Source organism: Pseudomonas sp. A125 (assembly GCF_055409485.1).
Window position 1 is genome coordinate 16,793 of sequence record NZ_JBUZVP010000038.1, and the last position, 11,946, is coordinate 28,738.

Genomic DNA, 11,946 nt, shown 5'->3' on the forward strand with positions numbered 1-11,946 from the left:
TAGCTGCCATGTCCCTTCCCTCTCATGTGCGCCTGGTGGAAGTCGGCCCGCGCGACGGCCTGCAAAATGAAGCGCAACCCATCAGCGTTGCCGACAAGGTGCAACTGGTCGACGCGCTGACCGCAGCCGGCCTGGGTTATATCGAGGTCGGCAGCTTTGTGTCGCCCAAGTGGGTGCCGCAGATGGCCGGGTCTGCCGAAGTGTTTGCGCAAATTCAGCGCAAGCCGGGCGTGACCTATGGCGCGTTGGCGCCGAACCTGCGGGGTTTTGAAGATGCGCTCGCAGCGGGTGTGAAGGAAGTCGCCGTGTTCGCAGCGGCGTCCGAGGCGTTTTCCCAGCGCAATATCAACTGCTCCATCAGCGAAAGCCTGGAGCGCTTCGTGCCGATCATGGACGCGGCCAGGCAGCATGGTGTGAGCGTGCGCGGGTATGTGTCGTGTGTGTTGGGTTGCCCTTACGAAGGCCAGGTAGCGCCGGAACAGGTGGCGGCGGTAGCCCGGGAACTGTTTGCCATGGGCTGTTATGAAGTGTCCCTGGGGGACACCATCGGCACCGGCACCGCGGGCGCCACGCGGCGGATGTTCGAGGTGGTCGGCGTCGAGGTGCCACGTGACAAGCTGGCCGGGCATTTCCATGACACCTACGGGCAGGCTATCGCGAATATCTACGCCAGCCTTCAGGAAGGTATCCGGGTGTTCGACAGCTCTATTGCCGGGCTCGGCGGTTGTCCCTATGCCAAGGGGGCCAGCGGTAACGTTGCCACGGAAGACGTGTTGTACCTGCTCAATGGCCTGGGCATCGAAACCGGTATCGACATGGACACGCTGGTATTGGCGGGCCAGCAGATCTGTACCGTACTGGGTCGCCCCACCGGCTCGCGCGTGGCGAAGGCGCGCAGCGCCGGTTGAGTAGCGTTGCCGTGACGATGTGTTACCTCGCAGCTACACATCGGGTAACACGGGAACATATTTTGTCGCATTCACTGAAAGAAATTTCCTACACAAAAATCAAGTCATTGATTTTAAAGCACTTTATAAAGTTGGCACGGCTTCTGCTATCTCTATTGCATAACAAGAATAAAAAGCACCAAACCTAATAAAAATAAGACGTAACGACTCTGACATAACAAAAACAACACGGCAGAGACGCAGCTAACAGATTTTTTTGGAGAAGATGTGCTTCGCAGGGAACGGCAGATGCCGAAACCCGCAACCGGATAGAGAAGAACAAAAAACTACCTCAAGGTAGCTACCCACTGGTTGGATCGCGTGCGAAGAAGCAGATCAGCGCTCAAAAAAATACGTTTGCTCTTGACCCCGGATGGGGGTCGCCAAAAACAGCGGTAAAGGGCCACGGTTGCCAAAAACAACAATAGACCGCCCCTCAATAATAAAAAAAGAGCACGCAACGACAAATTAAAGGGGACCTTCGGGTCCCCTTTGTGCTTTGCGCGATTCGTACCGGCAATACGTTATGCTCATGGCCTTTTGCGCGGGAAGTGCCCATGGACATGTTTCAGGCCATGCAGATCTACGTTCAGGTGGTCGACAGCGCCAGCTTCAGCAAGGCTGCCGACGTGCTGCAACTGCATCGTCCTGCCATTACCAAAGCCATTCAGCACCTGGAACGAACCCTCGCTGTGCGCCTGCTGAACCGCACCACGCGCACCCTGAGCATGACCGCCGAAGGTGAGCAGTTTTACCGGCAAAGCGCGAAGATTCTCGGCGATGTCACCGCAGCACTGGCCACCTTTACCTCTACAGCTGACAGCCCTGCCGGCAAGTTGCGCCTGGACCTGCCAGTGATTCTGGCAAAAACCGTGGTTATCCCCGCCCTGCCGCTGTTCCAGCAGCGCTACCCGAATATCGAACTGGTGGTCGGCAGCAGCGACACGCCCATCGATATCGTCGGTGAAGGTGTGGACTGTGTGGTGCGCCTGGGGGAGTTGACCGACTCCAGCAGCGTCGCCCGACGCATCGGAACGGTACCGATGCTGACCTGTGCGTCCCCTGGCTACCTGGACCGGCATGGCGTGCCGACCCAACTTGCGGACCTGGCGCGGCATGTGGCGGTCAATTATTTCTCCGGGCCTCATCGCAAGATCATGGACTGGTCGTTTTACGTCGATGGCGAAACGCTCGTCACCCGCCTGAAAAGCGGGATTCAGGTCAATGATTCAGAGTCATTCCTGGCCTGTGGCCTGGCAGGCTTCGGCTTGCTGCAAGGCCTGCAATTGTCCCTGCAACCCTACGTGGACAGTGGCGCCCTGGTTCAGGTACTGCCCGGCCTGACACCGCAGCCCAAGCCGATTTCCGTGTTGTATCCCAACAAGCAACACTTGGCGCCCAAGGTCCGGGTGTTTATTGACTGGCTCACCGAACTGCTGGAGCAACAAGGCCTGGCCTGAAGCATTGTTATTATTTCTATAACAATGAAAGACCCATCCCGCCGTTTTTCTTTCCAATCCATCCGCCTATCGTGGGTTGCATCAACCACGATTCAAAAAGGCGGCAACCATGGACCTGCAACTACGCGGTAAAACTGCACTCGTCACCGGCGCCAGCATGGGGCTGGGCCGAGCCATCTGCAAAACCCTCGCCGCAGAAGGCGTGCAGGTACTCGGTGTAGCGCGCAGCGCTGACTTGCTCGAAAGCCTGGTAGCAGAAATCAGCCAGAGTGACGGCACCGCGCCGCTGACATTGATCCAGGACTTCATGGCAGCCGATGCCCCGGCGCTCATCGCCGCCGACGCCCTGGCGCGCCTGGGCCACGTCGACATCCTGATCAACTGCGCCGGTGGCAGCCGCCCGATGGCCATTGATGCGCCCGAAAGCGAATGGATTGAAGGCATGACCCTCAACTTCGACCGCCACCGACAGTTGACCCAGCAATTGCTCGCGCAATTTATCGCCCGCAAGGGTGGCACCATCATCAATATCAGCGGCAACCTGGAGCCCGAGGTGGTGAATGCCGCCATCGTTGCCAAGGCCGGCCTGGTGGCGTGGTCCAAAGGCCTTTCCGAGCAATTGGGCAAACACGCCGTGACGGTCAATTGCGTACAACCCGGGCTGATCGACACGGCGCAGATACGCCGCCTGTACCCCGGTGAAGCGCGCCGTGAGTTCGCCGAACGCAATATTGCCCTGGGGGATTTCGGCGAGCCCGCGGACGTCGCCAATGCCGTGGCCTTCCTCGCCTCGCCTTTGGCGCGCTATATCACCGGCACCGTGATGACCATCGACGGCGGCATGCGCGGCTACTCGTTTTGAGCACCTCAGGGGGAAATGCCATGGCACGTATCGTCCGTTTCCACACTACTGGCAGCGCTCAGGTGCTGCGTCCAGCAGCGTCGGGCTGGCGGCAATCCAGATCGCCAACCTGCTGGGCGCGGTCCCTGTGGCCTTGACCTGCACCTCGGAAAAACGCCAGGCCTTGCTGGCTGCCGGCGCCGCACATGTCATCGCCACCACCGAACAGGATGTGCAGGCCGAAGTCATGGCGCTCACCAACGGCCAGGGTGCGCGCATGGCCTTTGACCCGGTGGGTGGCCCCGCGGTGTCGGACATCCTTGGCGCCCTCAGCCTGCAAGGGATCTTTTTCCAGTACGGCGCCCTCGACAGCCGCGACTTGTCGGTGCGGGTAATGGACATCCTTGGCAAGCATCTGACCCTGCGCGGTTACGAGCTGTTCGAGATCAGCCAGGACCCGGCGCGCCTGGAAAAGGCCAAGCGCTTTATCCTGCGGGGGCTGGCGAGCGGTCAACTAAGACCTGTGATCGGCCGCGTATTTGCTTTTGAGGACATTGCCCTGGCCCATGACTTCATGGAGTCCAACGCCCAGGTCGGCAAGATTGTGGTGCGGCTCTAGGCGTCCTTGAGCTCTTTGATGGTGATCTCGCGCATTCGGAACTTCTGGATCTTGCCGGTCACCGTCATCGGAAACTCGTCGACGAACTTGAAGTGCTTCGGCGTCTTGAAATGCGCGATCCGCCCCTTGCACCACGTCTGCAGCTCAAGCTCGTTGGCGACATGCCCGGGGTGGAACTTGACCCACGCTACGATCGCCTCACCATAGCGCTCATCCGGAATACCGATCACCTGCACATCCGCCACCGCCGGATGGGTGAAGAAAAACTCCTCCAGCTCCCGCGGGTACACGTTCTCGCCACCGCGAATGATCATGTCCTTGTTACGCCCGGCGATGCACACGTAGCCCTGCTCGTCCATGGTTGCCAGGTCGCCGGTGTGCATCCACCCGGCGTCGTCGATGGCGTCGCGGGTGCCGTCGGGGTTGTTCCAGTAGCCGAGCATCACGCTGTAACCACGGGTACACAGCTCGCCTATCTGCCCCCTCGCCACGGTGTTGCCAGACTCGTCGATGATCTTGCTTTCCAGCTGTGGCTGGGTGCGGCCAACCGTAGTCACGCGCCGCTCAAGGTCATCATCCGGCCCGGTCTGCAACGACACCGGGCTGGTTTCGGTCATGCCGTAGGCGATCTGCACCTCGCGCATGTGCATCTCGCTGATGACCCGGCGCATCACTTCGATGGGGCATGTTGCGCCGGCCATGATCCCGGTGCGCAGGCGCGACAGGTCGAACTCGGCGCGACGCGGGTGATCGAGCATGGCGATGAACATGGTGGGCACGCCGTAGAGCCCGGTGGCCTGTTCTTCGGCGACGACGGCCAGGGTCAGCAGCGGATCGAAGCCGTCATTCGGGTAGATCATGGTGGTGCCGTGGGTGATGCAGCCCAGATTGCCCATCACCATGCCAAAGCAGTGATACAGCGGCACCGGAATCACCAGGCGGTCTTGCGCGGTCAGGCCCAGGCTTTCGCAAACCATGTAGCCATTATTGAGGATGTTGTGATGACTGAGGGTGGCGCCCTTCGGGAAGCCGGTGGTGCCGGAGGTGTACTGGATGTTGACGGCTTGATCGAAGTGCAGGCTGGCCTGGCGGATTTGCAGATGCTCGGGCGGCACGCCTGCGCCAAGGGCCGACAACTGCGACCAGGGCAGGAATCCCGAGGGCGGTCGCGGGTCCAGACTGATGACGCCGCGCAGGTCCGGCAGTTTGTCGCTGTTCACCTCACCGATGGCATCTTCGGCCAATTCCGGCACCAGTTCTTGCAACATCGCATGGTAATCGGAGGACTTGAACGAACCGGCGCACACCAGCCATTGGCAACCGGATTGCTTGAGCACGTATTCCAGCTCACTGCTGCGGTAGGCCGGGTTGATGTTGACCAGAACCACCCCCAGCTTGGCGCTGGCCACCTGGCTGATGCACCACTCGGCGCAGTTGGGCGCCCAGATGCCGAGGCGATCGCCGGTCTGCAAACCCAGCGCCAGCAAGGCCCGGGCGTGCAGGTCGACCGCGTCGGCCAGTTGCCGCCAGGTGTAGCGCAGGTTCTGGTGACGCACGATCAGCGCGTCACCTTCCGGGTACTGCGCGACCGTTTGGTCGAATGCCTGGCCGATCGTCATGGCCAGCAAGGTCTTGTCCTGGGAGCCACGGCTGTAGCTCTGATTCGCTTGTTCCATTTCGACCCCTATTTTGTCTTTATTGTAGGTGGACGCTGCGTTGCTTGACGTAAACGTAAACTACGATTGACAGTCCTGCAACGCAAGTTTACGTTAACGTAAAGGTGATCGCCCTCCCCCGGCGCATTGGCCACACAAAAACAACGCTAGAAGGTGCCCGTCCATGAGTTACCCCTCCCTGAACTTCGCCCTCGGTGAAACCATCGACATGCTGCGCGACCAGGTGCAGTCCTTCGTGGCCAAGGAACTGGCGCCGCGCGCTGCGCAGATCGACATCGACAACCTGTTCCCCGCCGACATGTGGCGCAAGTTCGGCGACATGGGCCTGCTGGGCATCACGGTGCCGGAAGAATACGGCGGCGCCGGCCTGGGCTACCTGGCCCACGTGGTGGCCATGGAAGAGATCAGCCGGGGCTCGGCTTCAGTGGCGTTGTCCTACGGCGCGCACTCCAACCTCTGCGTCAACCAGATCAACCGCAACGGCACCCACGAACAAAAACTCAAGTACCTGCCCAAGTTGATCAGCGGCGAACACATCGGCGCCCTGGCCATGAGTGAGCCGAATGCCGGTTCCGACGTGGTGTCCATGAAGCTGCGCGCCGATAAACGTGGCAGCGTCTACGTGCTCAACGGCAGCAAGACCTGGATCACCAACGGCCCCGACGCCAACACCTACGTAATCTACGCCAAGACCGACCTCGAAAAGGGTGCCCACGGCATCACTGCATTTATCGTCGAGCGCGACTCCAAAGGCTTCAGTCGCAGCACCAAGTTCGACAAGCTGGGCATGCGTGGCTCCAACACCTGCGAGCTGTTTTTCGATGATGTCGAAGTACCCGAAGAAAACATCCTCGGCGCGCTGAATGGCGGCGTTAAGGTGCTGATGAGCGGCCTCGATTACGAACGCGTGGTGCTCTCCGGCGGCCCCACCGGGATCATGCAGGCCTGCATGGACCTGATCGTGCCCTACATCCACGACCGCAAGCAGTTCGGCCAGAGCATCGGCGAGTTCCAGCTGATCCAGGGCAAGGTCGCCGACATGTACACCCAACTCAATGCCAGCCGCGCTTATTTGTATGCGGTGGCCCAGGCCTGCGAGCGTGGCGAGACCACGCGCAAGGACGCCGCCGGGGTGATCCTGTACAGCGCCGAGCGCGCGACCCAGATGGCCCTCGACGCGATCCAGATTCTCGGCGGCAACGGCTATATCAATGAATTCCCGGCGGGCCGTCTGTTGCGTGACGCCAAGCTGTACGAAATCGGTGCCGGCACCAGTGAGATCCGGCGCATGTTGATCGGTCGCGAACTGTTTAACGAAACCCGCTGAACGGAGCGCGCCCCATGGCTACCCTGCACACCCAGCTTAACCCGCGCTCGGCGGAATTTGCCGCCAACGGCGCGGCGATGCTCCAACAGGTCGACGCCCTGCACAGCCTGCTCGCCCAGGTGCAGCAAGGCGGCGGCGCCAAGGCCCAGGAACGGCATACGTCACGGGGCAAGCTGTTGCCGCGCGAGCGGATAAACCGCTTGCTCGACCCGGGTTCGCCGTTTCTTGAACTCAGCCAACTGGCGGCTTATCAGGTGTACGGCGAAGACGTGCCGGCGGCCGGAGTGATTGCCGGGATTGGCCGGGTGGAAGGCGTCGAGTGCATGATCGTCGCCAACGATGCCACCGTGAAGGGCGGCTCGTACTACCCGCTGACCGTCAAGAAACACCTGCGCGCCCAGACCATCGCCGAGCAGAACCGCTTGCCGTGCATCTACCTGGTGGACTCCGGCGGCGCCAACCTGCCGCGTCAGGATGAGGTGTTCCCGGACCGCGAGCACTTCGGGCGAATCTTTTTCAACCAGGCCAACATGAGTGCCCAGGGCATACCGCAGATCGCGGTGGTGATGGGTTCCTGCACCGCCGGTGGCGCCTATGTGCCGGCGATGGCAGACGAAGCAATCATGGTCCGCCAGCAAGCCACCATCTTTCTCGCCGGCCCGCCGCTGGTGAAAGCAGCGACGGGTGAAGTCGTCAGCGCCGAAGACCTGGGCGGTGCCGATGTGCACTGCAGGATTTCCGGGGTGGCCGACCACTATGCCGACAGTGACGAACATGCCTTGGCCCTGGCCCGGCGCAGTGTGGCCAACCTCAACTGGCGCAAGCTGGGCCAGTTGCAACAACGCACGCCGCTGGCGCCGCTTTATAGCAGCGAAGAGCTGTACGGCGTGATCCCGGCCGACGCCAAGCAGCCGTTCGATGTACGTGAAGTGATCGCGCGGCTGGTGGACGGTTCGGTATTCGATGAATTCAAGGCGTTGTTCGGCACCACGCTGGTGTGCGGTTTTGCGCACCTGCACGGCTACCCGATTGCGATCCTGGCCAACAACGGCATCCTCTTCGCCGAAGCCGCGCAAAAAGGCGCGCACTTTATCGAGCTGGCCTGCCAGCGCGGGATTCCGCTGCTGTTCCTGCAAAACATCACCGGCTTTATGGTCGGCCAGAAATACGAGGCCGGCGGCATCGCCAAGCACGGCGCCAAGCTGGTGACGGCAGTGGCCTGTGCCAAGGTGCCGAAATTCACCGTGATCATCGGCGGTAGCTTTGGCGCCGGCAACTACGGCATGTGTGGCCGCGCCTACGACCCGCGCTTTTTGTGGATGTGGCCCAACGCACGCATCGGCGTGATGGGTGCCGAGCAGGCGGCGGGCGTGCTGGTGCAGGTCAAGCGTGAGCAGGCCGAGCGCGCGGGCCAGGCTTTCAGCAGCGAGGAAGAAGCGGCGATCAAACAGCCGATCCTCGACCAGTATGAAACCCAGGGCCACCCCTACTACTCCAGCGCACGGCTTTGGGACGACGGCGTCATCGACCCGTTGCAGACCCGCGACGTACTGGCCCTGGCCTTGTCTGCGGCACTGAACGCCCCCATCGAGCCGAGCCGCTTCGGCGTGTTTCGCATGTAAATGGAGCTGCACCCATGAGCGATTTCAACACCCTCGAACTGGTCACCGACCCGCGTGGCTTTGCCACCCTGTGGCTCAGTCGTGAAGCCAAGAACAACGCGTTCAACGCCGAAATGATCCGCGAATTGATCATCGCCCTGGACCAGGTGCAAGGCGATCCAGCCCTGCGCTTCCTGGTGCTGCGCGGGCGCGGCAAGCACTTCAGCGCCGGCGCCGACCTGGCCTGGATGCAACAGTCGGCCGAGCTGGATTACCACACCAACCTGGACGATGCCCGGGAGCTGGCCGAGCTGATGTACAACTTGGCCAAGCTGAAGATCCCGACGCTGGCGGTGGTTCAGGGTGCGGCCTACGGCGGCGCCCTCGGGCTGATCAGTTGCTGCGATATGGCGATTGGCACCGATGATGCGCAGTTCTGCCTGTCGGAAGTGCGTATCGGCCTGGCGCCGGCAGTGATCAGCCCGTTCGTGGTGCAGGCGATCGGCGAGCGGGCAGCCCGCCGATATGCCCTCACGGCCGACCGTTTTGGCGGCCAGCGTGCGCGAGAAATCGGGCTTTTGGCGGAAAGTTATCCGGCCGTTGACCTGGAGGTGCAAGTTGAACTGTGGATCACCAACCTGCTGCTCAACAGCCCGGCGGCCATGCGTGCCAGCAAGGATCTGTTGCGCGAGGTCGGCCATGGCGCGCTCACCCCGGCGTTGCGCCGCTATTGTGAAAACTCCATCGCCCGGATCCGCGTCAGCGCAGAAGGCCAGGAAGGCTTGCGCGCATTCCTGCAAAAACGCACGCCCAACTGGCAGCCTCAGGAGCCGCGTTCATGAAGACGCTTACCACTGTACTGGTGGCCAACCGTGGCGAAATTGCCTGCCGTGTGATGCGTACCGCCAAGGCCATGGGCTTGACCACCGTGGCCGTGCACAGCGCCACTGACCGCGACGCGCGGCACGCCCGAGAGGCAGATATCCGCGTTGACCTGGGCGGCAGCAAGGCCGCCGACAGCTACCTGCAAATCGACAAGTTGATCGCCGCAGCCCAAGCCAGTGGCGCCCAGGCGATTCACCCAGGCTATGGCTTTCTTTCAGAGAACGCCGGGTTCGCCCGCGCCATTGAAGCCGCCGGGCTGATCTTCCTCGGCCCGCCCGCCTCGGCCATTGATGCCATGGGCAGCAAATCGGCGGCCAAGGCGCTGATGGAAACCGCCGGCGTGCCGCTGGTGCCCGGTTACCACGGTGACGCCCAGGACCTGGAAACCTTTCGCCAGGCGGCCGAGCGCATCGGTTACCCGGTGTTGCTCAAGGCTACCGCCGGCGGTGGCGGCAAGGGCATGAAAGTGGTCGAGGACGTCAGCCAATTGGCCGAAGCTCTCGCTTCGGCCCAGCGTGAAGCGCTGTCCTCGTTTGGCAACGCGCAGATGCTGGTGGAGAAGTATTTGCTCAAGCCGCGCCACGTCGAGATTCAGGTGTTCGCCGACCAGCACGGCCATTGCCTGTACCTCAACGAACGCGACTGCTCGATCCAGCGTCGCCATCAAAAAGTCGTCGAGGAAGCGCCCGCGCCCGGCCTGAGTGCCGAGCAGCGCAAGGCCATGGGCGAAGCGGCCGTACGTGCTGCTCAGTCGATCGGTTACGTAGGTGCGGGCACCGTGGAGTTTCTGCTGGATGCCCGCGGCGCGTTTTTCTTCATGGAGATGAACACCCGACTGCAGGTGGAACACCCGGTGACCGAGGCGATCACCGGCCTGGACCTGGTGGCCTGGCAGATTCGTGTGGCCCAGGGCGAGCCGCTGCCGATGACCCAGGAGCAGGTGCCGCTGCGGGGGCATGCCATTGAAGTGCGCTTGTACGCCGAGGACCCGGCCAATGATTTCCTGCCGGCCACCGGACACTTGGCGCTGTACCGCGAATCCAAGCCCGGGCCGGGACGTCGGGTAGACAGCGGTGTAGAACAGGGCGACAGCGTTTCACCGTTCTATGACCCGATGCTCGGCAAGCTGATTGCCTGGGGTGAAGACCGCGAACAGGCGCGCCTGCGACTGCTGGGCATGCTCGATGAATTCGCCGTGGGTGGTTTGAAGACCAACCTCGGCTTTTTGCGACGCATCATCGGCCATCCGGCGTTTGCAGCCGCTGAATTGGATACCGGGTTTATCCCGCGTTATCAGGATGAACTGCTGCCTGCGCCAGGCGAGTTGGGCGAGGCGTTCTGGCAGGCCGCAGGCCAGGCGCTGATATGCACCCAACCGAGCAGCGACTCTCATTCGCCCTGGGCAGACGCCCGCGGCTTTCGCGCCGGTTTGCCGGCCGAAGTGTCCCTGCACTTGAGCTGCAACGGCCAGGATCGCCTGGTGAAGCTGCAAACCGGCGCCAATGCGCCACAGTTGCACGGTGAACAGTTGCTGATCGACCAGCAAGGCGTGCGTCGTTCCCATCTGGCGGTACGCGAGGGCGCCAGCCTGTTTCTGCGTTGGGATGGCGAGGTACACAGCGTCAGCCTGTTCGACCCAATCGCCGCCGTCGACGCCGGCCAGTCCCATGAGGGCGGCCTGACCGCACCGATGAACGGCAGCATCGTGCGGGTACTGGTGGAAGCCGGGCAAACGGTTGAGGCCGGCACGCAACTGGTGGTGCTGGAAGCCATGAAGATGGAGCACAGCATTCGCGCGCCCCATGCAGGGGTGATCAAGGCGCTGTACTGCCAGGAAGGTGAAATGGTCAGTGAAGGCAGCGCATTGGTGGAACTGGAAGCCACGAGTTAAAACCTCGTGACCGCCTGCACCACCACGCCGACGATCCGGCACTCTTCAGTGAAGAGCATCTTCGGGTAAGTCGGGTTAAGCGGTACCAGGTAAAGCTGGCCGCTTTGCTTCACCAGTTTGCGCAGGACCGACTGGGGGTTGAATGCCCATTGGGCCACCACCAGTTTGCCGGGTTCGGGCTTAATGGCCGGGTCCACCTGAACCATCATGCCCTCAGTGATACTCAAACCGCTGGGGGCGGTCATGGCATTGCCCGTCACCCGCATCCAGAATGCCTTGCCACGGGCGTGATAGTCGCTTATCTGCAAACGGCCAGCGCCGTATGGCCGAGGTTCTTCCTGCAATAGGTACCCTCCCTTCCCTTCGCTCACCGGGTAACGATAACTGGGGTTGTCATGCGGCGTCGGCTCCAGCGCTTGCGCCACTGGTGCGACCGTTTTTTCGCGCACCACCAGCGCGACCTCAAGGTAATCCAGGCCTAGTTCTGCCATCACTCGGTTCATGTCGGCAAGGCTCGGCACCCGGCGTTTGTTCAGCCAATGGCCGACCCCACCCTGAGACATGCCCAGGCGCGACGCCAATTGATCCTGCGTGACCTTGCGGTCTTTCATGCTGGCCTTGACCAACGCTATCCATCTATCCATGGGGCCTGACAATACGTTGTGTACTCACGACGACAATAAACAGTTTGTAGTAATC

At 61.8% G+C, this 11,946-nt stretch carries 10 protein-coding genes; 8 read left to right on the forward strand and 2 right to left on the reverse strand.

Translation table 11 applies throughout. The features are described 5' to 3' along the window. Positions 1-8 precede the first annotated feature (8 nt). From ACZRN6_RS32540 to ACZRN6_RS32555, 4 genes are all read left to right on the forward strand, one after another. A complete protein-coding gene (locus ACZRN6_RS32540) occupies positions 9-908 on the forward strand; it encodes a hydroxymethylglutaryl-CoA lyase (protein ID WP_322146115.1) in 900 nt (299 codons plus the stop codon). A gap of 596 nt (positions 909-1,504) precedes the next feature. Next, the gene (locus ACZRN6_RS32545) at positions 1,505-2,407 is read left to right on the forward strand and encodes a LysR family transcriptional regulator (RefSeq protein WP_322146116.1); all 903 of its coding nucleotides are present in this window, start codon (positions 1,505-1,507) and stop codon (positions 2,405-2,407) included. A 109-nt stretch (positions 2,408-2,516) separates the two neighbouring features. Then, positions 2,517-3,269, forward strand: coding sequence for an SDR family NAD(P)-dependent oxidoreductase (locus ACZRN6_RS32550; RefSeq protein WP_464009730.1), 753 nt, complete (start codon positions 2,517-2,519; stop codon positions 3,267-3,269). Positions 3,270-3,354: 85 nt separating this feature from the next. Continuing rightward, positions 3,355-3,867, forward strand: coding sequence for a zinc-binding dehydrogenase (locus ACZRN6_RS32555; RefSeq protein WP_322148719.1), 513 nt, complete (start codon positions 3,355-3,357; stop codon positions 3,865-3,867). Here the strand turns inward: ACZRN6_RS32555 and ACZRN6_RS32560 are convergent. Continuing rightward, on the reverse strand, positions 3,864-5,543 hold the full coding sequence (locus ACZRN6_RS32560; protein WP_464009731.1) for an AMP-binding protein: 1,680 nt from the start codon (positions 5,541-5,543) through the stop codon (positions 3,864-3,866). The two genes, ACZRN6_RS32555 and ACZRN6_RS32560, sit on opposite strands and share 4 nt — an antisense overlap. 163 nt (positions 5,544-5,706) lie before the next feature. On the opposite strand from ACZRN6_RS32560, the gene ACZRN6_RS32565 reads away from it, so the two are divergent. The 4 genes from ACZRN6_RS32565 to ACZRN6_RS32580 are packed head-to-tail and all read left to right on the forward strand — an operon-like array spanning position 5,707 to position 11,247. After that, entirely contained in the window at positions 5,707-6,870 is a 1,164-nt protein-coding gene (locus tag ACZRN6_RS32565) for an isovaleryl-CoA dehydrogenase (protein ID WP_322146119.1), read from the forward strand. 14 nt (positions 6,871-6,884) lie between these two features. Then, entirely contained in the window at positions 6,885-8,492 is a 1,608-nt protein-coding gene (locus tag ACZRN6_RS32570) for a carboxyl transferase domain-containing protein (protein ID WP_322146120.1), read from the forward strand. A gap of 14 nt (positions 8,493-8,506) precedes the next feature. Beyond that, complete coding sequence (locus ACZRN6_RS32575; protein ID WP_464009732.1) at positions 8,507-9,313, forward strand: gamma-carboxygeranoyl-CoA hydratase; 807 nt, start codon at positions 8,507-8,509, stop codon at positions 9,311-9,313. Then, positions 9,310-11,247, forward strand: a complete 1,938-nt coding sequence (locus ACZRN6_RS32580; RefSeq protein ID WP_464009733.1) for an acetyl/propionyl/methylcrotonyl-CoA carboxylase subunit alpha — start codon at positions 9,310-9,312, stop codon at positions 11,245-11,247. Before ACZRN6_RS32575 ends, ACZRN6_RS32580 begins: the two co-directional genes overlap by 4 nt. On the opposite strand, the gene ACZRN6_RS32585 is transcribed toward ACZRN6_RS32580, so the two are convergent. Continuing rightward, positions 11,244-11,891, reverse strand: coding sequence for a LexA family protein (locus ACZRN6_RS32585; RefSeq protein ID WP_464009734.1), 648 nt, complete (start codon positions 11,889-11,891; stop codon positions 11,244-11,246). The genes ACZRN6_RS32580 and ACZRN6_RS32585 overlap by 4 nt on opposite strands. Positions 11,892-11,946: the final 55 nt, after the last annotated feature.